This window comes from Solimonas variicoloris DSM 15731 (assembly GCF_000382285.1).
GTDB lineage: Bacteria > Pseudomonadota > Gammaproteobacteria > Nevskiales > Nevskiaceae > Solimonas > Solimonas variicoloris.
Map to the genome: position 1 here is coordinate 226,653 of NZ_KB907926.1, position 25,467 is coordinate 252,119.

General features: G+C 68.5%; 26 protein-coding genes. 5 read left to right on the forward strand and 21 right to left on the reverse strand.

The window, feature by feature from the left end; genetic code table 11:
* Window positions 1-35 precede the first annotated feature (35 nt).
* From H149_RS0103605 to H149_RS0103670, 14 genes are all read right to left on the reverse strand, one after another.
* On the reverse strand, window positions 36-1,190 hold the full coding sequence (locus H149_RS0103605) for an ABC transporter permease (RefSeq protein WP_020648371.1): 1,155 nt from the start codon (window positions 1,188-1,190) through the stop codon (window positions 36-38).
* Window positions 1,187-2,125 carry an ABC transporter ATP-binding protein gene (locus tag H149_RS0103610; protein ID WP_020648372.1) on the reverse strand — a complete coding sequence of 313 codons (939 nt, stop codon included), beginning with the start codon at window positions 2,123-2,125 and terminating at the stop codon, window positions 1,187-1,189. Before H149_RS0103610 ends, H149_RS0103605 begins: the two co-directional genes overlap by 4 nt.
* The gene (locus H149_RS0103615) at window positions 2,122-3,075 is read right to left on the reverse strand and encodes an HlyD family secretion protein (protein ID WP_083930791.1); all 954 of its coding nucleotides are present in this window, start codon (window positions 3,073-3,075) and stop codon (window positions 2,122-2,124) included. The genes H149_RS0103610 and H149_RS0103615 overlap by 4 nt, the downstream gene beginning before the upstream one ends.
* The gene (locus H149_RS19565; protein ID WP_020648374.1) at window positions 3,068-3,754 is read right to left on the reverse strand and encodes a CerR family C-terminal domain-containing protein; all 687 of its coding nucleotides are present in this window, start codon (window positions 3,752-3,754) and stop codon (window positions 3,068-3,070) included. Before H149_RS19565 ends, H149_RS0103615 begins: the two co-directional genes overlap by 8 nt.
* Window positions 3,755-3,946: 192 nt before the next feature.
* The gene (gene rplS / locus H149_RS0103625; RefSeq protein ID WP_020648375.1) at window positions 3,947-4,300 is read right to left on the reverse strand and encodes a 50S ribosomal protein L19; all 354 of its coding nucleotides are present in this window, start codon (window positions 4,298-4,300) and stop codon (window positions 3,947-3,949) included.
* Between the two features lie 20 nt (window positions 4,301-4,320).
* The gene (gene trmD, locus H149_RS0103630) at window positions 4,321-5,067 is read right to left on the reverse strand and encodes a tRNA (guanosine(37)-N1)-methyltransferase TrmD (protein ID WP_020648376.1); all 747 of its coding nucleotides are present in this window, start codon (window positions 5,065-5,067) and stop codon (window positions 4,321-4,323) included.
* Window positions 5,067-5,588: a ribosome maturation factor RimM gene (gene rimM, locus H149_RS0103635; RefSeq protein ID WP_169518303.1), complete on the reverse strand. Its 522-nt coding sequence runs from the start codon at window positions 5,586-5,588 to the stop codon at window positions 5,067-5,069. Before rimM ends, trmD begins: the two co-directional genes overlap by 1 nt.
* 18 nt (window positions 5,589-5,606) lie before the next feature.
* Window positions 5,607-5,858, reverse strand: a complete 252-nt coding sequence (gene rpsP / locus H149_RS0103640) for a 30S ribosomal protein S16 (protein ID WP_020648378.1) — start codon at window positions 5,856-5,858, stop codon at window positions 5,607-5,609.
* 121 nt (window positions 5,859-5,979) lie between these two features.
* On the reverse strand, window positions 5,980-7,248 hold the full coding sequence (locus H149_RS0103645) for a di-heme oxidoredictase family protein (protein WP_020648379.1): 1,269 nt from the start codon (window positions 7,246-7,248) through the stop codon (window positions 5,980-5,982).
* Window positions 7,245-7,769: a hypothetical protein gene (locus H149_RS0103650; protein ID WP_020648380.1), complete on the reverse strand. Its 525-nt coding sequence runs from the start codon at window positions 7,767-7,769 to the stop codon at window positions 7,245-7,247. Before H149_RS0103650 ends, H149_RS0103645 begins: the two co-directional genes overlap by 4 nt.
* 5 nt (window positions 7,770-7,774) lie before the next feature.
* Window positions 7,775-9,787: a TonB-dependent receptor plug domain-containing protein gene (locus H149_RS0103655; protein WP_039747857.1), complete on the reverse strand. Its 2,013-nt coding sequence runs from the start codon at window positions 9,785-9,787 to the stop codon at window positions 7,775-7,777.
* A 266-nt stretch (window positions 9,788-10,053) separates the two neighbouring features.
* A complete protein-coding gene (locus tag H149_RS0103660) occupies window positions 10,054-10,572 on the reverse strand; it encodes a TlpA family protein disulfide reductase (protein WP_020648382.1) in 519 nt (172 codons plus the stop codon).
* A gap of 4 nt (window positions 10,573-10,576) precedes the next feature.
* Window positions 10,577-11,938, reverse strand: coding sequence for a signal recognition particle protein (gene ffh / locus H149_RS0103665; protein ID WP_020648383.1), 1,362 nt, complete (start codon window positions 11,936-11,938; stop codon window positions 10,577-10,579).
* A 66-nt stretch (window positions 11,939-12,004) separates the two neighbouring features.
* Complete coding sequence (locus tag H149_RS0103670; RefSeq protein WP_020648384.1) at window positions 12,005-12,775, reverse strand: 3',5'-cyclic-nucleotide phosphodiesterase; 771 nt, start codon at window positions 12,773-12,775, stop codon at window positions 12,005-12,007.
* A gap of 62 nt (window positions 12,776-12,837) precedes the next feature.
* Here H149_RS0103670 and H149_RS0103675 point away from each other — a divergent pair, with 62 nt between their 5' ends.
* Together H149_RS0103675 and H149_RS19570 are read left to right on the forward strand one after the other, a co-directional pair.
* Window positions 12,838-13,620, forward strand: coding sequence for a cytochrome C assembly family protein (locus tag H149_RS0103675; RefSeq protein ID WP_020648385.1), 783 nt, complete (start codon window positions 12,838-12,840; stop codon window positions 13,618-13,620).
* Between the two features lie 99 nt (window positions 13,621-13,719).
* Window positions 13,720-15,009 (forward strand): HlyC/CorC family transporter, encoded by a 1,290-nt coding sequence (locus tag H149_RS19570; RefSeq protein WP_020648386.1) that lies wholly within the window; start codon window positions 13,720-13,722, stop codon window positions 15,007-15,009.
* 10 nt (window positions 15,010-15,019) lie between these two features.
* On the opposite strand, the gene radA is transcribed toward H149_RS19570, so the two are convergent.
* Window positions 15,020-16,378: a DNA repair protein RadA gene (gene radA / locus H149_RS0103685; RefSeq protein WP_020648387.1), complete on the reverse strand. Its 1,359-nt coding sequence runs from the start codon at window positions 16,376-16,378 to the stop codon at window positions 15,020-15,022.
* A 91-nt stretch (window positions 16,379-16,469) separates the two neighbouring features.
* On the opposite strand from radA, the gene H149_RS0103690 reads away from it, so the two are divergent.
* From H149_RS0103690 to H149_RS0103700, 3 genes are read left to right on the forward strand one after another with little or no spacing between them, the layout of a single operon-like run.
* A complete protein-coding gene (locus H149_RS0103690; protein WP_026352821.1) occupies window positions 16,470-19,133 on the forward strand; it encodes a CHASE2 domain-containing serine/threonine-protein kinase in 2,664 nt (887 codons plus the stop codon).
* Window positions 19,134-19,140: 7 nt separating this feature from the next.
* On the forward strand, window positions 19,141-19,947 hold the full coding sequence (locus H149_RS19575) for a PP2C family protein-serine/threonine phosphatase (RefSeq protein WP_211213528.1): 807 nt from the start codon (window positions 19,141-19,143) through the stop codon (window positions 19,945-19,947).
* A 33-nt stretch (window positions 19,948-19,980) separates the two neighbouring features.
* Complete coding sequence (locus H149_RS0103700) at window positions 19,981-20,652, forward strand: FHA domain-containing protein (protein ID WP_020648389.1); 672 nt, start codon at window positions 19,981-19,983, stop codon at window positions 20,650-20,652.
* Window positions 20,653-20,705: 53 nt separating this feature from the next.
* Here H149_RS0103700 and alr read toward each other — a convergent pair whose 3' ends face one another.
* From alr to rlmB, 6 genes are all read right to left on the reverse strand, one after another.
* A complete protein-coding gene (gene alr / locus H149_RS0103705) occupies window positions 20,706-21,821 on the reverse strand; it encodes an alanine racemase (RefSeq protein ID WP_020648390.1) in 1,116 nt (371 codons plus the stop codon).
* Window positions 21,818-23,206, reverse strand: a complete 1,389-nt coding sequence (gene dnaB / locus H149_RS0103710; RefSeq protein ID WP_020648391.1) for a replicative DNA helicase — start codon at window positions 23,204-23,206, stop codon at window positions 21,818-21,820. The genes alr and dnaB overlap by 4 nt, the downstream gene beginning before the upstream one ends.
* 110 nt (window positions 23,207-23,316) lie before the next feature.
* Window positions 23,317-23,778: a 50S ribosomal protein L9 gene (gene rplI, locus H149_RS0103715; RefSeq protein ID WP_020648392.1), complete on the reverse strand. Its 462-nt coding sequence runs from the start codon at window positions 23,776-23,778 to the stop codon at window positions 23,317-23,319.
* A 12-nt stretch (window positions 23,779-23,790) separates the two neighbouring features.
* Window positions 23,791-24,021, reverse strand: coding sequence for a 30S ribosomal protein S18 (gene rpsR, locus H149_RS0103720; RefSeq protein ID WP_020648393.1), 231 nt, complete (start codon window positions 24,019-24,021; stop codon window positions 23,791-23,793).
* 3 nt (window positions 24,022-24,024) lie between these two features.
* Window positions 24,025-24,432, reverse strand: a complete 408-nt coding sequence (rpsF, locus tag H149_RS0103725; protein ID WP_020648394.1) for a 30S ribosomal protein S6 — start codon at window positions 24,430-24,432, stop codon at window positions 24,025-24,027.
* 187 nt (window positions 24,433-24,619) lie between these two features.
* Window positions 24,620-25,375 carry a 23S rRNA (guanosine(2251)-2'-O)-methyltransferase RlmB gene (gene rlmB / locus H149_RS0103730; RefSeq protein ID WP_020648395.1) on the reverse strand — a complete coding sequence of 252 codons (756 nt, stop codon included), beginning with the start codon at window positions 25,373-25,375 and terminating at the stop codon, window positions 24,620-24,622.
* Window positions 25,376-25,467 lie beyond the last annotated feature (92 nt).

The following is a 25,467-nucleotide window of genomic DNA, read 5'->3' on the forward strand; positions in this document are numbered from 1 at the left end:
TTTCAAGCCCAGGACCTGGGCCACTCGCCGCGCGCTCAGTCCAGCGTGCGCCGGTAGAAACGCACGGCGACCGCCATGACGATCACCGTGAAGACCAGTATCGGCCAGATGCTTGGCCACAGCTCGGCCCAGCCGTTGCCCTTGAGCACGATGCCGCGGATCAGGCGGTTGAAGTGCGTCAGGGGCAGCACGCTGGCGAGCCATTGCGCCCAGGCCGGCATGCCGGCGAACGGGAACATGAAGCCGGACAGCAGCATGTTCGGCAGGAAGTAGAACATCGTCATCTGCATCGCCTGCAGCTGGTTCTTGGCCAGCGACGACAGCGTGATGCCGACGGTGAGGTTGGCGGCGATGAACAGCAGCGCGGCCAGATAGACCGCGACGATGCTGCCGAAGAACGGCACGCCGAACACGAAGCGCGCGGCGAGCAGGATGATCGTCGCCTGCAGCAGGCCGATCGCGATATACGGCACGATCTTGCCGCTCATGACCTCGAGCGGCCGCACCGGCGTCGCCAGCAGGTTTTCCATGGTGCCGCGCTCGCGTTCGCGCGTCATCGCCAGGCCCGTCATCATCACCAGCGTCATCGACAGGATCACGCCCATCAGACCGGGGATGATGTTGTACTGCGTCACGCCCTCCGGGTTGTAGAGGCGGTGCACGCGGATCTCGAACGGCGGCGCGCCCGGCAGCAGCGCCGCCAGCGGCCCGCGCAGATCCTTGCTCGCGACCGAGGCGACGATCCGCTCGACGGCGCCGAGCGCCATGCCGGTCGCGGTCGGATCGGTGGCATCGGCCTCGAGCAGCACGGCCGGCTTCTCGCCGCGCAGCAGGCGCTTGCTGAAATCCGCCGGGATACTGAGCACGAACTGCACGCGGCCCTCGGCCAGCGCTTCGCGGCCGGCGGCCTCGTCCGGCAGTTCCTCGGTGATCGCGAAGTAGCGCGAATTGCGCAGCGCGGCGACCAGGCTGCGGCTGAACTCGCTTTGCTCGGCGCTGATCACCGCCGTCGGCAGGTGGCGCGGATCGGTGTTGATCGCGAAGCCGAACAGCGCCAGCTGCACGATCGGGATGCCGACGATCATCGCGAAGGTGACGCGGTCGCGGCGCAGCTGCAGGAACTCCTTGCGCACCACGCCCCACCAGCGCGCCGCCGAGAAGCCGCGGAAGTTGCCGAGCCAGGCGCTCACGGCCGCTCCCGGTAGTTGTCGGTCGCGCGGCTCATCAGATGGATGAAGACGTCCTCGAGACCGGTCGGCACCGTCTCGATGCGCAGACCGGCGCCGCCGGCGATGCGGCGCACGCTGGCTTCCAGCGTCGCGGCGTCGGCGCCGGTCACGTGCAGGACACTGCCGAAGACCACGGTCTGCTCGACGCCCGGCGCCTCGCGCAGGCGCTGCGACAGCTCGCCCAGGTGCTCGCCATGCACGGCCCAGGTCGTCAGCCGCTGCGCGGCGACGACCTCGGCGGCGGTGCCCTGCACCAGCAGCTGGCCGTAGGCCATGTAGGCGAGCTTGTGGCAGCGCTCGGCCTCGTCCATGTAGTGCGTGCTGACCAGCACCGAAATGCCCTGCGCGGCGAGGCCGTGCAGCTCTTCCCAGAAGTCGCGGCGCGCGGTCGGGTCGACGCCGGCGGTCGGCTCGTCGAGCAGCAGTAGCTGCGGCCGGTGCAGCATGCACGCCGCCAGCGCCAGGCGCTGCTTCCAGCCACCCGACAGCGCACCGGTCAGCTGCTGCGCGCGCGAGGTGAGGCCGAGCCGTTCGAGCGCCTCGTCGACGGCGGCGCGGCGGTTCGGCATTTCGTAAAGGCGCGCGACGAAATCGAGGTTCTCGCGAATCGTCAGGTCTTCCCAGTACGAGAAGCGCTGCGTCATGTAGCCGACCTGGCGCTTGATCGCGTCGGCCTCGCGCAGGATGTCGTGGCCGAGACAGCGGCCGCTGCCGGAATCCGGCGTCAGCAGGCCGCACATCATGCGGATCGACGTGGTCTTGCCGCTGCCGTTCGGGCCGAGAAAGCCGAAAATCTCGCCGCGCCGCACCTGCAGGCTGAGGTCGGCGACCACGTGCTTGTCGCCAAAAAACTTGTTCAGGCCGCGGACGTCGATCGCCAGCGCCTGGGCGCTCACGGCAGCGTCACCGTCAGCGGCTGGCCCGGATGCAGCACGCCGGCGTCGGCCGGCGTCGGCCAGGCCTCGACCATGAACACCAGCTTGTCGCGCGTCTCGTTGCTGTAGATCACCGGCGGCGTGTACTCCGCCTCGCCCGCCACGTAGCGGATCGTCGCCGGCAGCTCGCACGCGCAGCCATCGCACTGCAGGCGCACGCTCTGGCCGGGGTGCAGCCGCCCGACCGTGGTCTCCGGCACGAAGAAGCGGACCTTGACGTTGCCCGGCGGCAGCAGGCGCACGACCGGGCTGCCGGCCGGCACCCACTCGCCGAGGCGATACAGCGTGTCGTAGACCTGCGCGTCCTGCCCGGCCCGCAGCGTCTTCTCGTCGAGCCGCCACTGCGCCTGCGCCAGCTGCGCGCGCGCTGCCTCGACCTGCGCCGCCTGCGCGGCGATCTGCTGCTCGCGCCCCGGCAGCGCGGCGACGGCGAGCTGGTCGCGCAGTTCGCGCACGCGCTCGGCGGCGGCCTCGGCCGCGGCGCGGCTGGCGTCGAGCTGGGCCTGCGACACTGCGCCGCTGCCGGCCAGGGCCTGATCGCGGCGCCACTGCTCGGCAGCGTTGCGATCGGCGGCCATGGCCTGCGCCAGCTGCGCGCGCAGCACCGCGATCTCGGGTGCACGCTTGCCGGTCAGCAGATCCGCGTACTGCGCCTGCGCCGCAGACAGCTGCTGCGCCGCCTGGCGCTGTGCGGCCGCCTCCAGTGTCGCCTCGAGCGCGAACAGTGGCGCGCCGGCGCGGACCGCGTCGCCGCGCCGGACCGTGAGCCGCTCCAGCCGCCCGGCCTGCGAGGCGGCGACGTAGACGAACTCGCCTTCGACGTAGCCCTGGAAACGGTCGACAGCGGGATCCGAACAGGCCGCGAGCCCGGACACGCACAGCAGCACCGCGATCAGAGAGCCTCTAGGCATCGGCGCGCTCCAGGAGCTCGCGCTGCGCGCGCAGCGCGCCCAGCGAAAATTGCGCGATATGGGCGGAAAGGCGCGCAACCGCGCCGTCGTCATAGGTCTGCGGCGCCAGCGTCTGCACCAGCGGCCGCGCGAACAGGTAGAACATGCACTGGCTGACGAGGCTGAACGTGCAGCGCTGGATCGTGGCGGCGTCCGCACGGGGGCCGAGCAGCGCCGTCACGACGGCCGACAGCTGCCGGAACTGCGGCGCGATGACGTCCTGCACCATCGCCGGCAGCGCCGCGCTCGGCGCCAGCAGCTCGCGCATCAGCAGCTTCGGCACGAAGCCGCGCTGGTCGTCGGCGAGCAGGCGGCTCAGCAGCATGGTCAGCGCTGCCTGCAATGCGGCCTCGGGCGTCGCCGATTGGGCCGGGTCGGGCAGCGGATAGCGCTCGATGCGCTCGCTCGCCTGGCGGCGCAGCACCTCCAGATAGAGCGCTTCCTTGCTGCCGAAGTGATAGTTGATCGCGGCGACGTTGGCGCCGGCACGCTCGGCGATGTCGCGCACGCGTGCCTGCTCGTAGCCGGAGGCGACGAAGACCGCCGTCGCCGCCTGCAGCAGCGCGGCGCGCGTCGCCTCGGGCGAGCCGCCGACGGCGGTTTTCTTCGGACTTGCGGGGCGACGGCGGGGAAGCTTCATCGACGGAATCAAACAATTGTTTGAAACAGTCGATTTAATACGCCCGGCGCGGCAGCCGGTCAAGCGCCGGCGCGGTGTGTGCCGGCGCCGTACGCCAAAATGCGGACGACCAAAAGCCACGGCGGACCTTTGAAGGTCCGCCGTGGCGACATCACGGTCGGTGCCGGCCGCGCCGCGGCCGGACGGCGCGTCTTAGCCGAGTTTCTCGGCGATGCGCGCGGCCTTGCCCGACAGATTGCGCAGGTAGTACAGCTTGGCGCGACGGACTTCACCGCGACGCTTCACGCTGATCTCGGCGACCTGCGGGCTGTAGGTCTGGAACACGCGCTCGACACCCTCGCCGTGCGAGGTCTTGCGCACGGTGAACGCCGAGTTCAGGCCGCGGTTGCGCTTGGCGATGACGACGCCTTCGAACGACTGCAGACGCTCGCGATCGCCTTCCTTGACCTTGACCTTGACCTCGACCGTGTCACCCGGATTGAAAGCCGGAACCTGCTTGTTCATCTGTTCCGCTTCAACCGCGGCAATGATCTTGTTCGTACGCATGTCTGATACCTCTGTTGTGCCTACCGCTGCTGCGCGATGAAGTCGCGCAACAGCGCCCTTGAATCCTCGTCCAGCTCCAGCCCGTCGAGCAGCTCGGGCCGCTTCAACCATGTCTGCCCGAGCGACTGCTGACGACGCCAGCGCGCGATTTTCGCATGATCGCCGGACAACAGCACGTCCGGGACCGCGGCATCGCGCCAGACTTCCGGCCGCGTGTAGTGCGGATGGTCCAGAAGCCCCGCGGAGAACGAATCGTTCACCGCCGACTGCTCGTCGCCCAGCACGCCGGGCAACAGGCGGGCAATGGCATCAATCACCACCATCGCCGCCAGTTCGCCGCCGGACAACACGAAGTCGCCCAGCGACAGTTCAAAATCCACTTCGGCCGCGAGCACACGCTCGTCCAGGCCTTCGTACCGACCGCAGAGCAGGATCAAGCCCGGCTCCGCGCTCAGGCGCTCCGCCCATCGCTGATCGAAGCGGCTGCCCTGCGGCGACAGATAGACCACTTTCGTGGGAACCTTCGCCGCTCCGAGCGCCGCTCTGGCGTCGCTCACCGCCGCCGCGAGCGGCTCGGCTTCCATCACCATGCCGGGCCCGCCGCCGTACGGCCGGGCGTCGACCCGGCGCCACTTGTTCGTGCTGTAGTCGCGCGGATTGCGCGTCGACAGCGCGAGCTGGCCCTGCTCGACCGCGATCCGGGGCATCCCGAACCGCGTCACCTGCTCCACGAATTCCGGGAACAGCGTGATGACCTCGACCTTCATCACCAGTCCGGCTGCCACTCGCAGACGATGCGACCGCCGGCCAGATCGACCTCGCGGACGATCTGCGGACTGACGAACGGAATCAGCCGCGTCGTTGCGTCCGCGCCATCGCCGCTGCGATCGGTGATGACCAGCACGTCCTGCGGTCCGTTGCTGGTCATGTCGGTGACCGTGCCCAGCGGCAGCCCTTCGACGTTCTCGACGCGAAGGCCGATCAGCTCGGCCCAGTAGTACTGGCCGTCCGGCAGCTTCGGCATCTCGCTGCGCTCGACCTGGATCTCGGCGCCGATCAGTCCGGCGGCGATCTCGCGATCCTCGATCGGCGCGCCATTGGCGTCGCTGATCTGCGCGACCAGACTGCTACCGTGCACCTGACCGGCGAGCAGCTTGGCTTCGAAGCCTTCGCCGCGGGCGATCCACCAGCGGCGGTACTTCAGAATGTTCTGGGCCGGCCGGGTGTCGGAGTACACCTTGATCCAGCCCTTGACGCCGTAGACGCCGGCGACGCGGCCCAGCGTCACCCGGCGCGTTTCCACAGCTTAGGCGGCGGCCTTCGGCGCCGTCTTGACCAGGAACGCGACGCGATCCGACATCTGCGCGCCATTCTTGGTCCAGTGTTCGACGCGGGCGAGGTCGAGCACGAGCTTCTGCTCCTGACCCTTGGCGTTCGGGTTGTAGTGGCCGAGGCGCTCGATGAAGCGGCCGTCGCGGGCGCTGCTCTTCTCGGTGGCAACCACGTGGTAGAACGGGCGCTTCTTGGCGCCGGCGCGAGCCAGACGAATCGTAACCATGCTTGCAAATTCCTGTTTTCTAGACGACCTAGCAGGCCGCTAAGGCCGCTGAAAGGCCGCGTATTTTAGCGATTTCCACACAGAACTCCAGCGCTTCGGCCAGTCTGGTGGAAATTGCCGCTCAACGCCGCGCCAGCCAGGCCAGCAGTTGCTCGCGCCGCGCGCCGCCGAGCGCCTCGAAACGCTGCCGCGCGCGGGCCGCCTCGCCGTCGTGCCAGAGTACCGCCTGTTCCAGCGAAAGTGCCCTGCCGTCATGCAGATACGTCGGCACGCCGGTGCGCGGCACCAGGCCGACGGCCCACAGCGGTGCGGTCCGCCAGCGGCTCGTGACCACACGCCCGGCGACGTCGCGGTCGGTCAGGCCCGGCCCGAGATCGTGCAGCAGCAAATCGCTGTACGCGGCGATCGTCACGGAGCGGCCGTCGCCGAGACGTACGCTCGCCCGCGGCCGGTGGCACAGCGCGCAGCCGGCCGCTGCGAACAGCGCGGCGCCCGCTCGCTCTTCCTGATCCGAGCGGCGCGGCACGGCCGGCACCGCGAGTTTCTGCTGGAACGCCAGCACCGCCGCGAACAGGGCATCGTCGACTTCCGGAACGCCGCCGTCCGCCAGGCGGCAACGCGTCTGCGCCGGAGTGCAGTCGTCGGCCGGCAGCAGCCGCGTCGTCAGGCCCATCTCGCGCGAGAACGCGCGCGCCGTCTGCTCGGCGAGCGACACCGAGGCGCCCTGCCAGCCGAACCGTCCGGCCCGCTCGCCGCGGATGCCGTCGCGACGCGCTGCCGGATCGGCGGCCCAGCGCCGGCGCTGGGCATCGCTGATGCGCTCGAGCAGGCCAACGCCGTACAAGGCTGGCGCGATGCGCGGCCGCAGGATCGTGTCGGCCGCCAGCGCGCCGTCGCGCAAGGCCTCGACGCGATACGCCGGCACGCGCAGGGTCCAGAGCGCGCCGTCCGGATAGCGGCCGCGCCGCGCCCGGTAGTGCACTGACAGCGCGGCCTCGGCGTCGAGACCGTCGATCGCCGCCACGTTCAGTGTGTGGCCGTAGACCGGGTCCGGCCCGGCGTCGCGCTGCAGTTGCAGCACCAGCGAACCGGGCACCGGGCCGTCGCCTTCCGGACCGCGGCCGCGCGCGCCGTCGTTGTGGCAGCCGTCGCAGCTGCCGACGTTGAACAGCGGGCCGAGCCCGTCGATACGCATCGCGCGCGGCGTGCCGGCGACGACCCACTGTGTGTTGAACACCCGCAGACCGAGTTCGTAGCGGGCGCCCTCGTCGCCCGACAGCGGCGCATACGCCGGCGGCTCGCGCGAATCGGCGAGCGGCTGGCGCCCGAAATCGGCCGCCGCCGCGCTGCCGCAGACCAGCGCGGCGACGAACGCCAGCGCGCGCCTCACGGCGCCGCGGTCACCGACAGGCGCACGGTCTCGCCGGCATGGCCGCTCAGCTGCAGCCAGACCTCGCCGGCCGGCAGCGCGTAGACGACGATCTTGCGCGGCGCGCTGCAGGCCGGATCGCCGCTGAAATCCAGCGACGGCAGCGACTGGCCCGCTGCGAGCACGTCGATCCAGAACGGCACGTCGAGCGCGACGCGATAACGTCCGGCCTGCGCGATCCGCACGCGTGCCAGACCGGCCGAGGCGCCATCGGCGAGCGTCTTCTTGGCCGGCGGCGCGATCAGGCTCACCGCTTCCTGCGGCACCAGCTGCAGCGCGTAGAGCCGGCCGCTTTCGAGCCGCGGCGCGGCGTCGCGTGCGCGGCCCGCCGCCAGCGCCAGCGGCTCGCCGGCGAAGACGGCGCGGACATCGGCGACGTCCCACTTGATGCCCTCGCAGGGCGCCGCCGCCGGGGCGGCCGTGATCCAGGAAACCGCGAGCAGCGGCAGCAAAGCGCGAAGCAGCAGCGTGCGAAGAGCCATGGCGATCAGAAGCGGTAGTTCAGGTTGCTGAAGAAATTGCGCCCGGCCTCGGGAAAGCCCTCGGTGTAGGCGTAATGGCGATCGAACAGATTGTTGGCGCCGGCCTCGACGCTGAGTCCGCGGCCGAGTGCGGCCGACAGCTTGAGGTTGGCGACGGTGTAGCTGGGGACACCGCGCCGGCCGTCCGTCGTGTTCAGGCGATCGGCGTTGTACTCGGCGCTGGCCACCACACTGAGCACGGACGTGGCGTCCCACTGCCCGTAGACGAACAGCTTGTGCCTGGGCACGTCGGTCAGGCGGATTTTGCGAATCTCCGGATCGTCGCTGACATTGCGCCGGTCGAGCCAGGTGTAATTGCCGCCGAGTTCGAGACTCGCGAGCGGACGGCCGCGCAGGCCGAGGTCGGCGCCCTGACTCGATACGTCGCCGACGTTCTGTTTCTGCGTGCAGCTCGAACCGCTGTCGGTGCAACGCGACGGATCGATGGACACGGCCTGAATCAGGTCGCTGATATCGCTGTAGTAGAGCGCCGCATCAATCTGCACGCCGTGCCAGGCCTGCGCGATGCCGAGCTGGTAGTGCGTCGCGTATTCCGCCTTCAGATCGGGATTCGGCACTGACGTGCCGAAACTGTACGAATAGCGGTCCTTGATCGTCGGGAAGCGGCTCTTGCGCGCGATCGTGAAGTAGGCGTTGCCGTCGTCCGCGGACTTGTAGAACAGCCCGAGCTGAGGATTGAACGACGAGGCCTTGCCGAGCTCGAAGTCGGAAATGCCGGCGCTGCCGTAATCTTCGGCGCGCCTGCCGTCGCGGCGGTCGTAGCTGGCGCCGGCGACGACGTCGATGCGCGCGCCGATGCGCTGCGTGTCCTCGACGCCGATCGAGTAGGTCCGATCCTCGAAGTGCTGCACCGGATCGCTGTTGTCGTGTTCGCGATGGAAGTCGGCCTTGTAGTGCGCGGATGCCTTCAGCGTGTTGGCAGCGCCCAGCTGCGTGCCGGCTTCGAGGCTGCCGCCGTAGCTGTAGTCGTCGTACCAGCTCTTGAACGCATAACGCTTGGTCATCGTCGAGTACGTCGCGTCGTCGTAGCTGAACAGTGAATTCCGGAAGGTGTCGTAGTAGGCACGGACCTTGACGTAGGCATCACCGAACGCCGTCTTCGAGATGAAGTACAGGCTGTCCTTGTCCCAGCTCGGCCATTGCCAGTAGCGCACGCTGACGCCGGACGCGCTGCCGGCGTACGGCGGATTGCCCTTCTCGCCGCGCTGCACGACATAGTTCAGCGCGTACTCGTCGGTCGCGTTGGGCGTATACGCCAGCTTCAGGTTGAGCTTCTGGTCGGTGTTGTACGAGTTGCCGCGCACGCCGCCGTTCTCGGCAGCCGTCGGCGTGTAAGCGTCGGACAGCGAGAAATGCCGGCGATCCAGATACGAGCCGCCGAGCTGCGCGTACCACAGGCCCTGGTTGCTGCCGAGGTTGACGCTGGCACGATAGCCCTCGTCGTTCATGTCGCGGTCGTAGTACAGGCCGCCGCCGACATTGCCTTCGAGCTTCGCGCCGGGGCGGCGGCTGATCAGATTGACCGCGCCGCCGAGCGTGTTCGGACCGTACAGCACCGAGCTGAAGCCCTTGGCGACCTGGATCTCGGCGAGATCGAAGGTATTGAAGCGACCCATGTCGGCGTAGCCGTCGTACGAGACATAGACCGGAATGCCGTCGATGAACACCGGCACCTGGCGCAGGTCGAAGCCGCGCACGAAGAAGGCCTGCTCGTTGCGCGCGCCGACACCGCCGGTAACGACGCCCGGCATCAGGCTCAACGCCCGCCCGACCGTCTCGCGATTGAAGCGCTGCAGCTCGGCCTGATCGACCTCGCTGCCGCCCGCCTGCGGTGCGCCCTCGCCCGGCGCCGTGACCACGATCTCGCCGAGCGCGAACGGCGAAATTTCATCCTGCTGCGCTTGCGCCGCCGTCGACAGCGCGCACAGCGCCGCGCCGGCCATGACCATCCGTTTCATGTCGTTGCTCCCAAGGTTTTCGGTTCCGCAAGGACGCCGAGCCCGGGACGAAAAACGCCCGTCGGCCTTGCGCGATTGCGCCGGCGCGTCGTTGGACCGGTCATTATGTAGTCGACTATATAACGAAACGCGCAGGCCCGCGATGAGATGTTCGCCCGCATGTCAGAGCACCCGAACCGAAGGCGCGGCAGCGCAATGCCCGGGCAGCGGCAAGCCGCGCCCGCCCGGCGCGCGCCGCGAAGCATGGGTTCAGGAGGGGCTGTCGCTTAACGCGACGCGCCGAGCAGCGCGAGCACGCGGCTTTCGATGTCGCCGGCGAAACTGTCGCCGAAGCCGTAGTAGATCTGGTCGATCTCGCCGCTTGGCGTGATGATGAAGGTTGCCGGCAGGCGCCACAGATCGAAGAAGCGCGTGGCGATGCCGATCGGATCGACGATCACCGGATAGGAAACCGGATGCAGCTTGATGAAGCGCTGCGCCTTGTCGACTTCCTGGTCGATGCTGACCGACAGCACTTCGAAGCGCTCGCCGTAGCCCTGCTTTCTCAGGCGGCCGTGAAGCGCATCGATCTGCGGCATCGATTCGATGCACGGACCGCACCACGAGGCCCAGAAATCGAGGACCACGACCTTGCCCTTCAGCGCGCTGAGCTTGGTGCCCTGCGGCCCCTGCAGGACCACGCCGGCGGCTTCCGGCGCCTGCTGGCCGACCTTGATCGCATGGGCCGGCGTGCTGGCCAGCATGGCCAGCAGCAGCAGCAGCGCCCCGCCGACGCCCCGGCGCATCGGCTCAGCGCCGCGGAATCATGCCCGGCGGCAAGCGCCCGGCGAGGCCGCGCATCATCTTCGCCATGCCGCCGCTGGCGACCTTCTTCATCATGTCGCGCGTGGTCTCGAACTGACGCAGCAGCTGATTGACCTGCTGCACTTCGAGACCGGCGCCGGCGGCGATGCGGCGCTTGCGCGAGGCCTTGATGAGGTCCGGGAAGCGGCGCTCCTGCGGCGTCATCGAGTTGATGATCGCGATCGTGCGCCGCACCTGCTTCTCGGCGTCGACGTTCTTGAGCTGCGCCTGCAGCTGCGCGCCGCCCGGCAACTTCTCGATCAGCGACTGCATGCTGCCCATGTTCTGCATCTGCAGCATCTGCTCGCGGAAGTCCGCGAGGTCGAAGTTCTTCGACTTCTTCAGTTTTTCGGCGAGCTTCTGCGCCTTCTCGTGGTCGACCTTGCGCGCCGTTTCCTCGATCAGGCTGAGCACGTCGCCCTGGCCGAGGATGCGCGTGGCGATGCGGTCCGGATGGAAGACCTCGAGGCGGTCGGACTTTTCGCCGACGCCGAGGAACTTGATCGGCTTGCCGGTGACCTGGCGGACCGACAGCGCCGCGCCGCCGCGGGCATCGCCGTCGACCTTGGTCAGGATCACGCCGGTCAGCGGCAGCCGATCGGCGAACGCGCGCGCCGTCTGGGCGGCGTCCTGGCCGGTCATGCTGTCGACGACGAACAGCGTCTCGACCGGATCGAGCGCGGCGTGCAGCGCCGCGATCTCCTGCATCATGTCCTCGTCGACCGTGGTGCGGCCGGCGGTGTCGACGATCAGCACGTCGGCGTACTGCTTGCGCGCCTCGGCGAGCGCCGCCTTGGCGATGTCGACCGGATTCTGGCCGACCTGCGACGGGAAGAATTCGACGCCGACGTTGCCGGCGACGATGCGCAGCTGCTCGATGGCGGCCGGGCGGTAGACGTCGCACGAGACGACGACCACCTTCTTCTTCTGTTCCTTCAGCCACAGCGCCAGCTTGCCGGTGCTGGTGGTCTTGCCCGAACCCTGCAGACCGGCCATCAGGATGATCGCCGGCGGCTGCGCGCGCAGGTTCAGCGGCTCGGTAACGCCGCCGAGGGTCGCCGTCAGTTCCTGCTGGACGACGCGCAGGAACTCCTGGCCGGGCGTCAGCGACTGCGTGATCTCGACGCCCAGCGCGCGCGCCTTGACCTTGTCGACGAAGTCCTTGACGACCGGCAGCGCCACGTCGGCCTCGAGCAGCGCCATGCGCAGCTCGCGGCTGGCGGCATTGATCTGCTCTTCGGTCAGGCGGCCCTGGCCGCGGATGGAGTCGAGCACGCGCCCGAGGCGCGTCGTCAGATTTTCGAACATGAAGGGCTACGGATGTCGGATCGGTCTATTGTAGCGGCGCAGCGCCCGCGCCGGCGGCCGGCGCGCTCAGCTCAGCGAAATGCTGTCGCCGCGCTTGAGGTGTACGTATTCCCAGCCGCGCAGGGCGCGCCGGCACTCCTTCTCGATCTGCACCTCGGTCCCCGGCTTGTGATGCGTCAGGTACAGCTTCGGACGATGCACGAGCTTGCGCAGCTCGACGCCGAGCAGCTCCGGCGTGAAATGCTTCGAAGCATGGCTCAGCGCCGCTTCCTGGTCCGGGAACGCGATCTCGATCATCAGCTTGTCGAGTCGCGGCAGGCGGTTCAGGAACACCCACAGCGCGTCGTCGGCGTAGGTGTCGCCAGTGAATGCGAAGGTGCCGCTGCGCGTCTCGATCGCGTAGCCGTTGGCAGGCACCGTATGCAGGACGCGGAACGGAATCACCATGCGCCCGTCGCCGAGATCGATGCGCTCCTCCATCGCCACCTCGCTCCAGCGCAGCAGCGGGGTCGATTCGTCCGGCAGCGTCGAGAAGTCCGGCCAGATCCGCCAGTTGAAGATGTGCTCGCGCAACGCCTGCAGGGTATCGCGGCTGGCGTGCACGACGATCGGCTGCTCGATGCGGTCGAACAGATTGTCGGCCATGAACGCCAGGCCACAGACGTGATCGAGGTGGCAGTGCGTGAGGAACACGCGACGAATACGCTGCTGCTGGGTCAGGGTCAGATCGCCGACCCCGGTGCCGGCATCGATCAGGATTTCCTCGTCGAGCAACAGGCTGGTGGTCCGCAAGCCAGGACCGACGCCGCCACTGCAGCCGAGAATCTTGATACGCATAGCTTTCCGGAAAACCGATCGGACGATGCTAGCACGGCGGGCGCCAATGCTATGCTCGCCCCATGATCCTCACCGTACTCGCCGGCGCGCTCTACGTCGCCACCGCGCTGCTGATCTGGCGATGGCCGCAGCCGGCCCTCGAGCGCGTGCTGCCGCCGCTCGCGCTGCTGCTGCATGGCATCGCGCTGAGCGGCTACGTCTTTCATGGCGGCACCATCACCATCGGCTTCAACGAGGCGCTGTCGATGTTCAGCTGGCAGTCGTCGCTGTTGCTGTGGGCGCTGTGCTTCCGCGAGCCGCTGCGCGTGCTCGGCATGGCGGTCTACCCGCTGACCGCCGCCGCGGCACTGGCCGCGATCATCTGGCCTTCGCCGGTCAGCGATACCGTGGTCAGCGACTGGAAGGCCCGCATCCACATCGTGCTGTCGCTGTTCTCGGCCGGCCTGCTGACACTGGCCGCGGTGCAGTCGATCCTGCTGGCGGCACAGGACCGCCTGCTGCATCGCCGGCAGCTGACGCGGCTGGCGCGCGCGCTGCCGCCGGTGCAGACGATGGAGCGGCTGCTGTTCCAGCTGATCGGCATCGGCTTCGTGCTGCTGTCGCTGACGCTGCTGTCCGGCCTGTGGTTCATCCGCGACTGGCTGGCGCAGCATCTGGCCCACAAGACCATCCTGTCGGTCACCGCGTGGCTGATCTTCGGCGTGCTGCTGTGGGGCCGCGTCCGCCATGGCTGGCGCGGCCGCACGGCGATCCGCTGGGCGCTCGCCGGTTACGCGACCTTGATCCTGGCTTATTTCGGCAGCAAGTTGATTCTTGAAGAAATCCTAGGCCGGCATTGGACTTGAAGCGCTTTTCTCATGCGTGGCCGTTGACAGCGACCGACGCGCTTCGATAACTAGAAGCCGCTGACCCGGCCTCCCTCGACTCAATCCTACTTGGACGACATGCCCCTCGCCGCCCTGCTGGGCCTGCTGATCGCCCTGCTCGCGCTATCGGCGTTCTTCTCCGGCTCCGAAACCGGGCTGATGACGCTCAACCGCTACCGCCTGCGCACGCGTGCCCAGAACGGCGAGCGCGGCGCGCGCTACGCCAAGCGCCTGTTGCGGCGGCCCGACCGCCTGATCGGCACGATCCTGCTCGGCAATACCTTCGTCAACAATCTGGCCGCGGCGCTGGTGGCGATGATCACGGCGCGGCTGTTCTCGCACGATTCGGCGGTCCTGGTCGCCATCGGCGCGATGACCCTGATCATGCTGATCTTCGCCAAGGTCACGCCGAAGACGCTGGCCGCGCTGCACCCCGAGCGCGTCGCACTGCCGGCGGCCTACGTCTACTGGTTCCTGCGCCTGCCCCTGTTCCCGTTCGTCTGGGCGGTCAACCTGGCCAGCAACGGCCTGCTGCGCCTGTTCGGCATCACGCCGGAAGACGCCGCCCAGCACAGCCTCAGCTCCGAGGAACTGCGCACCGTGGTGCTGGAGGCCGGCGCGATGATCCCGCAGCGGCACCAGAAGATGCTGCTGTCGATCATCGACCTCGAGAAGGCGACCGTCGAGGACATCATGGTGCCGCGCAACGAGATCGTCGGCATCGATATCAGCGACTCCCGGGAAAGCATCCGCGACACCGTCATCGGCAGCCAGCACACGCGCCTGCCGGTGTTCGACGGCTCGATCGACAATCTGAAGGGCGTCGTCCACCTGCGCCGCGCCGTGCGCCTGGCCGCCGAGGACAAGCTCGACATCGACAGCCTGCTGGCGCTGGCCTCCGAGCCCTATTACGTGCCGGAAGGCACGCCACTGAACCAGCAGCTGCTGAACTTCCAGAATCAGAAGCGGCGCGTCGGCTTCGTCGTCGACGAGTACGGCGACATCCAGGGTCTGGTCACGCTCGAGGACATCCTCGAGGAAGTCGTCGGCGAATTCACTTCCGACCCGGCGACGCGGCTGAAGAACGTCTACGCCGATGCCGACGGCTCGTATCGCGTCTCCGGCTCGGTGACGGTGCGCAGCCTCAACCGCAACCTCGACTGGCACCTGCCCACGCAAGGGCCGAAGACGATCAACGGCCTGGTGCTCGAACACCTCGAGGCGCTGCCGCAGACCGGCAACCGCGTGGTGGTCGACGGCTACACGCTGGAGATCACCGAGGCGCGCGCCAACGTCATCAAGGCGACGCGCATCTGGCCGCCGAAGAACGGCGGCAACGGCAGTACGACCCGGCCGCGCGCCGCCTGAGCGCCGCGCCTCAGAGCTGCGCCAGCGCCTCGTCGAGGCGCGATACCGCGACCACTTCCAGATCGAGCTTGGTGCCGCGCCGCGGCCGGTTCGCCTCCGGCACGATCGCGCGCCGGAAGCCCTGCTTGGCGGCTTCGATCAGGCGTTCCTCGCCGCCGGCGACCGGGCGCACCTCGCCGGCCAGGCCGATCTCGCCGAAGACGATCCAGTCGCCGGGCACCGGCCGGCTGCGGAAGCTCGACAGCGCCGCCACCAGCAGCGGCAGGTCGGCCGCCGTTTCCTGGATGCGCATGCCGCCGACGACGTTGGCGAACACGTCCTGGTCGCCGAGCGAGATGCCGCCGTGGCGATGCAATACCGCCAGCAGCATGTTGAGACGGTTGCCTTCGAGGCCGAGCGTCACGCGCCGCGGATTGCCGATCGTCGACTGATCGACCAGCGCCTGTACCTCGACCAGCATCGGCCGGCTGCCCTGGCGCGTGACCGTGATGACGCTGCCCGGCACCGGTCCGCCGTGGCGCGACAGGAACAGCGCCGACGGGTTGCTGACCTCCTTGAGGCCACCGTCGGTCATCGCGAACACGCCGAGCTCGTTGACCGCGCCGAAGCGGTTCTTGACGGCGCGAATGATGCGAAAGCGCGAGCCCGGGTCGTGCTCGAAGTAGAGCACCGTGTCGACCATGTGCTCGAGCACGCGCGGGCCGGCGATCGCGCCCTCCTTGGTGACGTGGCCGACCAGCACGACCGCGGTCTGCGCCGACTTCGCGTAGCGCACCAGCTGCGCCGCGCATTCGCGCAGCTGCGACACCGAGCCCGGCGCCGAATCGAGCGTTTCGGTGTACAGGGTCTGGATCGAGTCGATGACGACCAGGCCGGGCCGCAGCGCCTGCAGCTGGGCGATGATCTGCTCGACGCCGGTCTCGGCGAGCACCGGCAGGTCGAGCCGCGTCAGGCCGAGGCGCTGTGCGCGCAGGTGCACCTGCGTCAGCGATTCCTCGCCGGTCACGTAAAGCGTCGGCAGGCGGCCGTGCACCTCGGCGAGCATCTGCAGCAGCAGCGTCGATTTGCCGATGCCCGGATCGCCGCCGATCAGGATCACCGCGCCGGGCACGATGCCGCCGCCGAGCACGCGGTCCATCTCGGCGAGCCCGGTATGCGCGCGCGGCTCTTCCTGCAGCTCGACTTCGTCAAGCTTCTGTACACGACCGCCGGCAAAGCCGGAGATGCCGCCGCCGCGCGCTTTCGGCGCCGCCGTCGCGACCGTCTCCGTCAGGCTGTTCCAGGCCCCACAATCCGGGCATTGCCCGACCCATTTCGGGCTGGTACCACCACAGTTCTGACAGACGTATTGGGTTTTGGCTTTGGCCATGCGAGTGCGACGCGTGTAGCGGACGGCGAAGTCCGGAACCGCTAGTATCGTCGCTCGTGTCGCCGCAGCACACGGGTCGGGGGGCTTGGTGGTGAAAGAAAAACTGTGGACCAGAGACTGGTTCGCGGCGCTCGCATTTGCAGTCGTGTTCGCCGTGCTCGCATACGGCGTGTTCGCCGAAAGCTTTCAGTCGCTCGAGCGTTACACCTATGACCTCGGCGTGCGCTCGCGCGAGCGCGCGCCGTCCGAGCGCATCGCCATCGTCGCCATCGACGACGCCTCGATCCGCAACCTCGGCCGCTGGCCGTGGCCGCGCACGCTGCAGGCCCAGCTGATCGACCGGCTGCGTGCCGGTGGCGCCAAGGTGATCGGCAATACCGCGCTCTATCTCGAAGCCGAGCGCAACGCCGGCAGCGACGGCCTGCAGGCCCTGGCCGACGAGCTGCGGCAGTCGCCGCTGAGCCAGCAGATTCCGGCCGAGATCGAGACCTTCGGCGTGATGCTCGACGACGGCGCACCACGCACCGCGACGCTCGCGGCGATCGCCAAGTCCTACCGCGAGTCGGCGCTGGCCCGCGACTACCGGCAGCTGATCGGCGCCCTCGCCGAGCGTATCGAGACGGCCGCCAGGGCCGGCGGCGGCGGTGACGACGCGCTCGCCGCGGCGCTGTCGGCGCAGGGCCGCACCGTGCTGCCGATGGTGTTCGAACTCGGCCGCCCGCAGGGGCGCCCGGATGCGCTGCTGCCCGACTACGTGCAACGCAATGCGCTGACCCGGATCGAGGACCGCGTCGGCGCGCGCGCCGACGGCGCGCTGCCGCTGCAGGCCCGCGCGCTGCAGGCGCCGATCGCCGAACTCGGTGCCGACGCCAGCGCAATCGGCCACCTGAACGTCACGCCGGACAGCGACGGCGCCGTGCGCTACGAGCCGCTGGTCGTGCAGTACTACGACGCGTTCTACCCCTCGCTGTCGCTGATGCTGGCGGCAACTGCCCTGAACCTGCAGCCGGCGGACATCGTCGTGCGCCTCGGCGAGGGCGTCGAACTCGGCGAGCTGTCGATCGCGACGACCCCGGCGCTGCGCATGTACACGCAGTTCTACGCCGATCGCGACGGCCGGCCGGCGTTTCCGGTCGACTCGGCCTACGATCTGCTGTCCGGCAAGCTGCCGCCGGAGCGCTACCGCGACAAGATCGTGCTGATCGGCACCACCGCCGCCGGTACCGGCGACAGCTTCGCGACACCGGTGGGCGCGGCGATGGCGCCGGTGCTGACGCTCGCGCACAGCGTCTCCAGCGTGCTGCAGCAGGACTTCCTGACGCGCCCGCTCTGGTCGCGCTGGGCCCAGCTCGCGGTCCTGCTGCTGCTCGCCGCCTACCTCGCGTTCGCGTTGCCGCGCCTGCGCGCGACCGCCGCGGCGCTGGCGACGCTGGCGCTGGTCGTCGCGCTGCTCGGCACGCAGCTCGGGCTGATGATCGGCCGTGGCCTCTGGCTGCCGCTGACACTGGCGGCGCTGTTCGTCGCCGTCGGCCATCTGTTCATGACCGTCAAGAAGTTCAACATCACCGAGCGCCTCAAGCAGAGCAGCGACATCGAAAGCGCCGAGTCGAACCGCATGCTCGGCCTCGCCTTCCAGGGCCAGGGCCAGCTCGACATGGCGTTCGAGAAGTTCCGCCGCGTGCAGCCGGTCGACGACAAGCTGCTCGACCTCGTCTACAACCTCGCGCTCGACTTCGAGCGCAAGCGCCAGTTCGGCAAGGCGGAGGTCGCCTACCAGTACATCGCCGGCTTCCAGCGTGAGTTCCGCGACGTGCAGCAGAAGTTGTCGCGCGCCAAGAAGCTGTCCGAGACCGTGATCCTCGGCAGCCATGCGGCGGCGGCGCCCGGCGGCACGCTGGTGCTCGACGCCACCGAGCAGCTCGAAAAACCGATGCTCGGCCGCTATCAGGTCGAACGCGAGCTCGGCAAGGGCGCGATGGGCGTCGTCTACGCCGGCCGCGATCCGAAGATCGGACGGCAGGTGGCGATCAAGACGCTGGCACTGTCGCAGGAGTTCGAGCCCGACGAGCTGGCCGGCGTCAAGGAACGCTTCTTCCGCGAGGCCGAGACCGCCGGGCGTCTCGCGCATCCGCACATCGTGTCTATCTACGACGCCGGCGAGGAACACGATCTCGCCTACATCGCGATGGAGTTCATCCGCGGCCACGACCTGACGCGACACACCAAGCCGAACAATCTGCTGCCGGTCGCCGAGGTGCTGCGCCTCGCCGCCGAGGCCGCCGATGCGCTCGACTACGCACACGCCAACGGCATCGTCCACCGCGACATCAAACCGGCCAACATGATGCTGCTCGAGAGCACACGGGCGCTGAAGCTGATGGACTTCGGCATCGCCCGCATCACCGACGCCAGCAAGACCAAGACCGGCCTGGTGCTCGGCACGCCGAGCTACATGTCGCCCGAACAGCTGTCGGGCAAGAAGGTCGACGGCCGCTCGGACCTTTTCTCTCTCGGCGTGACGCTGTATCAATTGCTGACCGGCGCCCTGCCGTTCCGGGCCGAATCGATGGCGACGCTGATGTTCAAGATCGCGAACGAACCGCATCTGCCGCCGCAGGCACTGCGCCCCGACCTGCCGGCCGAAGTCGATGCCATCCTCGCGCGCCTGCTCGACAAGGATCCGGCGCGCCGCCATGCGCGCGGCGCCGATCTCGCCCGCGAGCTGCGTGCCGCCGCCGGCGGCCTGTCGGGCTGAAGCGCGGATGGCGCTCAAGGACAAGGTCGCGACGGCGCTGCTCAGCGATGCGGGCCGCGTGCGCGGCAACAACGAGGACGCGGTCGCCGAGGACGAGGAGATCGGCCTGCTGGTGCTCGCCGACGGCATGGGCGGCTACAACGCTGGCGAGATCGCCAGCGGCATCGCCGTGACTACCGTGCTCGACGTGGTCAAGCGCAGCTGGCCTGCGCTCAGGCGCGGCGAAGTCGACGCGCAGAGCGGCTACAGCAGCGAAGCCATGCTGCTGAAGAACGCGCTGGAGAACGCGCACGCGACGATCCATCAGGTCGCACAGACCCAGCCGCAATGCGCCGGCATGGGCACGACGATCGTCGTCGCCCTGCTCCACGACGACCGCCTGGCGATCGCCTACGTCGGCGACTCGCGCCTCTACCGCCTGCGCAACGGCACGCTCGAACAGCTCACCCGCGATCATTCGCTGCTCGAGGAACTGGTCTCGCGCGGGCATTATTCGCGCGAGGACGCCACGCGGCTGGTGCGCAAGAACATCGTCACGCGCGCGCTCGGCGTCGAGAACGAGGTGCAGGTCGACCTGATCGAGGACACCGTCGAGGTCGGCGATCTCGTGCTGCTGTGCTCCGATGGCCTGACCGACATGATCGGCGACGAGACCATCCGCTTAACGCTGGAACGCTACACTGCCAACCTCGAAACGCGGCGCGCCGGCTCGTCGAGCTCGCCAACGATGCGGGAGGCAGGGACAATATTTCGGTCGTGCTGGCGAGGGCCGACGCGTCGTTCGCGCGCGGCCGGCGCTGGTACGAGCGCCTGATGGAATGGTTCTGATTTCAAGGCACGAAGGCATATGGGCAAGCTCATCGTCACCGACAGCAGCGGACAGTCGCAGGAATTCGTGCTGGACCGCGAACGCGTCAGCATCGGCCGCCACCCCGACAACGACGTCGCGCTCAACGACAAGGCGGTCTCCGGCCGCCACGCCGTCATCATCACCATCCTCAAGGATTCGTTCCTCGAGGATCTCGAGTCGACCAACGGCACGCTCGTCAACGGTCGCGCCATCAGCAAGCACCCGCTCACGCACGGCGACGAGATCATGATCGGCCGCAACCGCCTGCGTTACGAGGCGGACGACGGTGCCGAAGACGATTTCGAGAAGACCATGATCCTGCGCCCGGGCCAGCTCGGTGCGGCCTTCGAGTCGCAGCTGCAGGCACCAGCCGCCGCTGCACCGGCCGCCGCCAAGCCGCTGCTCGGCAAGCTGCGCGTCGCCAGCGGCCCGAATGCCGGCAAGGAACTGGAGCTGTCGAAGGCGCTCACCACGGTGGGCAAGCCCGGCGTACAGGTGGCGGCGATCACGCGCCGCGCCGACGGCTACTACATCGTCCACGTCGGCGGCGACAGCGGCGGCAAGCGCGCGCTCGTCAATGGCCAGGAAATCAACACGCAGGCGCGCAAGCTGCAGCCCGGCGACACGATCGAGCTGCTCGGCACGCAGATGAGCTTCTTCACCGCCTGATCGCGCCCGGCTGCGGACTCGCCGCGCCCTCGAACGAAGGCCGCGGCGCGGCCTCAGTGCGCAGCGGGCGCCGGCGCGTCCTCGGGCCCGTGCAGATGGCGGAAATGCACGCGCTGCGTGAGCCCGCAGAACAACTCGTACGACAGCGTGTCGGCGTGGGTGGCAACTTCATCGGCCGACAGCGCGGGACCCCAGAGCTGCACGGCGTCGCCGACCCGCGCCTGCGGCGCGGCGCGCAGGTCGACCGTGATCATGTCCATCGATATGCGTCCGGCGAGCGCCACGCGGCGACCGCTGACGATCAGCGGCGTGCCGTTGCGGAACGCGCGATGCAGACCGTCGGCATAGCCGATCGCGACGACGCCGATCGGCATCCGCTCGGGACAGACGTAGCGGCGGCTGTAGCCGATGCTTTCGCCGGCGGCGAAGGTGCGGATCGCGATCAGGCGGCTCTCCAGCGTCATCGCCGGGCGCAGGCCGAGCGTCGCGGCGCTGAGTTCCGGCAGCGGCGAACAACCGTACAGCGCCAGTCCGGGGCGGATCCAGTCGACGCGCGCCTGCGGCCAGGCGATGACGCCGGCCGAATTGGCGATCGAGCGCGGACCGGGCACGCCGGCCAGCGCCGCGCTGAAGCCCTCGATCTGCCGGCGCGTGAATTCGCTGCCCGGCTCGTCGGCACAGGCCAGATGGGTCAGCCAGCCTTCCAGCTTCCAGTTCGGATGGCGGCGCAGGACTTCGCGCAGCTGCGGCACGTCGGCGAGCGGAAAGCCGAGCCGATGCATGCCGCTGTCGAGCTTGAACCACAGCGACAGCTGGGCGCTGTCCGGCAGCGTCTCGAGCAACTGGATCTGCCAATGGTCGTGCACCACGACCTGCAGGCGCTCGTAGACCGCGAGCGCGGCTTCTTCCTGCGAGATCACGCCTTCGAGCAGCGCGATCGGCGCGATGATGTGCGCTTGGCGCAGCTCCATCGCCTCCTCGAGGCAGGCCACCGCCAGGGCATCGACGCCGGCCGTCTCCAGCGCCCGCGCCACCGGCACGGCGCCGTGCCCATAGGCATCCGCCTTGACCGGCGCCATGACGCGCGACTGCGGCGCCAGCGCACGCATGACGCGCAGATTGTGTTGGATCGCCGCGAGGTCGATCGTCGCCGTAACGCGCGGAATCATTCGCCCGGATCGAAGCCGCCGTAGCCGTGTGCCCCGTGCTGGGCCAGGTTCTCGAAGCGCGTGAACTCGCCGAAGAACGCCGTCCGCACCGTGCCGAGCGGGCCGTTACGCTGCTTGGCGATGATGATCTCGGCGGTGCCCTTGTCCGGCGATTCCTTGTTGTAGACCTCGTCGCGGTAGATGAACAGGCACAAGTCGGCGTCCTGTTCGATACCGCCGGATTCGCGCAGGTCGGCCATGCGCGGACGCTTGTTGTCGCGTTGCTCGACGCCGCGGTTGAGCTGCGACAGCGCGACCACCGGCACCTCGAGCTCCTTGCCGAGCGCCTTGAGGCTGCGCGAGATCTCGGAAATCTCGTTGGTGCGGTTTTCCTTGTTGCCGGGAATCTGCATCAGCTGGATGTAGTCGACGACGATCAGGCCGAGCCCGTGGCGCGCCTTGACGCGGCGGGCGCGGGCGCGCACGTCGAGCGGCGACATCGCGCCGGTCTCGTCGATGTACAGCGGCGCTTCGCGCAAAAAGCCGCTCTGCGAGACGAGGCGGTCCATGTCGCGATCATCGAGCTCGCCGCTGCGCAGCTTGCCCATCGGAATGCGCGCGAACGACGACAGCATACGCATGGCCAGCTGCTCGGCCGGCATTTCCATGCTGAATACCAGCGCCGGCTTCTTCTCGTAGAGCACGACGTGCTCGGCGATGTTGAGCGCGAACGTCGTCTTGCCCATCGACGGGCGGCCGGCGACGATGACCAGATCACCCGGATGAAAGCCGGTCGTGCTGCGATCGAGATCGGAAAAGCCGGTCGACAGGCCGGCGAGCTGGCCCTGGTTCGAGCGCAGCATGTCGATCTTCTTCTCGAGCGCGTCGATCAGACCCGGCATCGCGTAGTAGTCGTTCTTCGTGCGATCGGCCTTGGCGCGCAGCTTGAAGACTTTCTGCTCGGCCAGATCGAGCAGCTCCGCATACGAACGCCCGTCCGGGCGGTAGCCGAGCTCGGCGATCTCGCCGCCGGCGCTGGCCAGCGAGCGCAGTACGGCCCGCTCGCGGACGATCTCCGCATAGGCCATGACGTTGGCGGCGCTCGGCGTGTCGTTGGCGAGCGTGCCGAGGTAGGCCAGGCCACCGGCGGCCTCGAGCTGGCCGCGCGCCTTCAGATGCTCGGCGAGCGTGACGAAATCGCAGGGCTTCTGGCTGCCGGCGAGTTCGGCGATCGCGCGGAAGATCAGCTGGTGATCCTCGCGGTAGAAATCCTCGGCGTTGAGCTTGTCGGCGAGATCGTCCCAGTGCCGGTTCTCCAGCATCAGGCCGCCGAGCACGGACTGCTCGGCCTCGACCGAGTACGGCGGCGCCTTCGGCTGCTGCTGGAGTTTCAGAGGGGTGCTCATCGGGCTGAAGATTATGCAGCGAATGCGGCGGCGGCGGGGCCGTCGGGCGACGGAAACGAAACGGCCCGCGCGAGGCGGGCCGTTCCACGAAGCGTGCAGCGGGTCGCTGGCTAGCGGGCCTGCGGCCGGTCTTCGGTGACGACCACGGTCAGCGAGGTCTCGACTTCGGTATGCAGGCGCACCGCGATCTCGTAGCTGCCGATCGCGCGGATCGGGCCGGTGATCATGTCGATCTCGCTCTTCTTGAGGTCGAGGCCGGCAGCCTCGGCGGCTTCGACGATCTCGCCGGGGCCGACCGAGCCGTACAGCTTGCCTTCTTCCGAGGCCAGCACCTTGATCGTCAGCGTCTGGCCGGCCAGCTTCTCGGCGCGCGCCTTGGCGGCGTTGATGCTGTCGCCGGCCTTCTTCACCAGCTCAGCCTTGCGGGCCTCGAACACCTGGCGGTTGGCTTCCGTCGCCGGCAGCGCCTTGCCCTGCGGCAGCAGGTAGTTGCGGCCAAAACCGGGCTTGACCTTCACGGTCTCGCCGAGGTCGCCGAGCTTCTTGATCTTCTCGAGCAGAATGACTTCCATGGGCTCGCTCCCTTACACGTGCTTGTCGGTGTACGGCAGCAGCGCCAGGAAGCGCGCGCGCTTGATCGCCAGCGCCAGCTCGCGCTGGTAGCGCGTGCGCGTACCGGTGATGCGGGCCGGCACGATCTTGCCGTTCTCGCCGATGTAACCCTTGAGCAATGCAAGGTCCTTGTAGTCGATCTTCGGCGCGTTGTCCGAGCTGAACTTGCAGGACTTCTTGCGGCGGTAGAACTGCTGTGCCATGGCTTAGACTCCTTCCTCGGCGTTCGCTTCTTCGGTCGCGCCTTCGGCGTCGGTGCCGCGCGAGCGGAACTCGCCGGGCTTCTTTTCCTCTTCCGGCGCCTTGAACAGCGGCGACTGCTCGGTCGCGGCGGCTTCGGTGCGGATCACCAGCTTGCGGATGACCGCGTCGTTGAAGCGGAACGCGTTCTCCAGCTCGGCCAGGGTGGCGTCGTTGATCTCGACGTTCATCAGCACGTAGTGCGCCTTGTGCGCCTTGGCGATCGGGTACGCGAGCTGACGGCGACCCCAGTCCTCGAGGCGGTGAACCTGACCGCCACCGGTCTGGATCATGTTCTTGTAACGCTCGGTCATGGCCGGAACCTGTTCGCTCTGGTCCGGATGCACCATGACGACAATCTCATAGTGACGCATCGCATCTCCTTGTGGACGCATGCATTTCTGCGTGCGGCTCCCCGTTCCGGCCTTGCGGCGGCGTCACGGTGGAGCAAGTGAAACCTCGCGCCGGAATGGCACGAGGGGCGCGCATATTAGGGGAATCGCGCCGCTGGCGCAATGAAACGAGGCCCCGGCCCGACGCGCCGGCGGCCACGTTCGGGCGCTACTTGCGGCGCCGCGGCGCGGGCGGATGACGCTGGCGGTAAGCCTCGTAGAGGCAAACGGCGGTGGCGACCGAAACGTTGAGGCTCTCGGTCTTGCCCTGCATCGGGATCTTCACGAGCCGGTCGCAGGTCTCGCGCGTCAGGCGCCGCAGGCCCTCGCCTTCGGCGCCCATCACCAGCACGGTCGGGCCGGTCAGGTCGACCTCGTAGAGCGTTTCCGTCGCCTCGCCGGCCAGTCCGGTGGTCCAGTAGCCGAGCTCCTTCAGCCGCTCCAGCGTGCGCGCGAGGTTGGTCACCGCCACCAGCGGCACGCGCTCGGCACTGCCGGCGGCGGCGGCGCGCGCCGCCGCCGTCAGGCTGGCGCTGCGGTCCTTGGGAATGATGACGGCATTGACGCCGACGGCCTCGGCGGTGCGCAGGCAGGCGCCGAGGTTGTGCGGATCCTGGACACCGTCGAGGGCCAGGAACCAGCGGTCCTTCTCGGCCGGCTGATAGAGCGCGTCCTCGGCGTCGAAGGCCTTTTCCGGCACGTAGGCCAGTACGCCCTGATGGCGCAGCTCGGGCGCCTTGAGATCGAGGTCGGCGCGCGGCACCACGCGCAGCCGCACCTCGTGCTGCCGCGCTAGCGCCTGTACGCGGCGGGCGCGATCGTCGTTGCGGGTATCGGCGAGCAGGATCTCGAAGGGTTTGTCGTGCGCGTCTTCGAGCGCCGCCAGAACCGCATGAAAGCCGCCGATCAGAGTCGATTTCGCCACGTGCCGCTCTTCGTGTTGCCGATTGGGGCGGCATTGTCCCAGATTCGCGTGCCACGCTGCGACCGTCCGCCGACGCGCCCGGCGACAACGCC

What these genes read in the sequence shown, in the direction of transcription:
- H149_RS0103615 (WP_083930791.1), bottom strand. Translation starts at nt 3,075, where the DNA reads ATGCCTAGAGGCTCTCTGATCGCGGTGCTGCTGTGCGTGTCCGGGCTC.
- rplS (WP_020648375.1), bottom strand. Translation starts at nt 4,300, where the DNA reads ATGCGTACGAACAAGATCATTGCCGCGGTTGAAGCGGAACAGATGAAC.
- H149_RS19570 (WP_020648386.1), top strand. Translation starts at nt 13,720, where the DNA reads ATGCCCCTCGCCGCCCTGCTGGGCCTGCTGATCGCCCTGCTCGCGCTA.
- dnaB (WP_020648391.1), bottom strand. Translation starts at nt 23,206, where the DNA reads ATGAGCACCCCTCTGAAACTCCAGCAGCAGCCGAAGGCGCCGCCGTAC.
- radA (WP_020648387.1), bottom strand. Translation starts at nt 16,378, where the DNA reads ATGGCCAAAGCCAAAACCCAATACGTCTGTCAGAACTGTGGTGGTACC.
- H149_RS19565 (WP_020648374.1), bottom strand. Translation starts at nt 3,754, where the DNA reads ATGAAGCTTCCCCGCCGTCGCCCCGCAAGTCCGAAGAAAACCGCCGTC.
- trmD (WP_020648376.1), bottom strand. Translation starts at nt 5,067, where the DNA reads ATGAAGGTCGAGGTCATCACGCTGTTCCCGGAATTCGTGGAGCAGGTG.
- H149_RS0103655 (WP_039747857.1), bottom strand. Translation starts at nt 9,787, where the DNA reads ATGAAACGGATGGTCATGGCCGGCGCGGCGCTGTGCGCGCTGTCGACG.
- H149_RS0103670 (WP_020648384.1), bottom strand. Translation starts at nt 12,775, where the DNA reads ATGCGTATCAAGATTCTCGGCTGCAGTGGCGGCGTCGGTCCTGGCTTG.
- rpsP (WP_020648378.1), bottom strand. Translation starts at nt 5,858, where the DNA reads ATGGTTACGATTCGTCTGGCTCGCGCCGGCGCCAAGAAGCGCCCGTTC.
- H149_RS0103675 (WP_020648385.1), top strand. Translation starts at nt 12,838, where the DNA reads ATGATCCTCACCGTACTCGCCGGCGCGCTCTACGTCGCCACCGCGCTG.
- rplI (WP_020648392.1), bottom strand. Translation starts at nt 23,778, where the DNA reads ATGGAAGTCATTCTGCTCGAGAAGATCAAGAAGCTCGGCGACCTCGGC.
- rpsR (WP_020648393.1), bottom strand. Translation starts at nt 24,021, where the DNA reads ATGGCACAGCAGTTCTACCGCCGCAAGAAGTCCTGCAAGTTCAGCTCG.
- rpsF (WP_020648394.1), bottom strand. Translation starts at nt 24,432, where the DNA reads ATGCGTCACTATGAGATTGTCGTCATGGTGCATCCGGACCAGAGCGAA.
- ffh (WP_020648383.1), bottom strand. Translation starts at nt 11,938, where the DNA reads ATGTTCGAAAATCTGACGACGCGCCTCGGGCGCGTGCTCGACTCCATC.
- H149_RS0103700 (WP_020648389.1), top strand. Translation starts at nt 19,981, where the DNA reads ATGGGCAAGCTCATCGTCACCGACAGCAGCGGACAGTCGCAGGAATTC.
- H149_RS0103650 (WP_020648380.1), bottom strand. Translation starts at nt 7,769, where the DNA reads ATGGCTCTTCGCACGCTGCTGCTTCGCGCTTTGCTGCCGCTGCTCGCG.
- H149_RS19575 (WP_211213528.1), top strand. Translation starts at nt 19,141, where the DNA reads ATGGCGCTCAAGGACAAGGTCGCGACGGCGCTGCTCAGCGATGCGGGC.
- alr (WP_020648390.1), bottom strand. Translation starts at nt 21,821, where the DNA reads ATGATTCCGCGCGTTACGGCGACGATCGACCTCGCGGCGATCCAACAC.
- H149_RS0103660 (WP_020648382.1), bottom strand. Translation starts at nt 10,572, where the DNA reads ATGCGCCGGGGCGTCGGCGGGGCGCTGCTGCTGCTGCTGGCCATGCTG.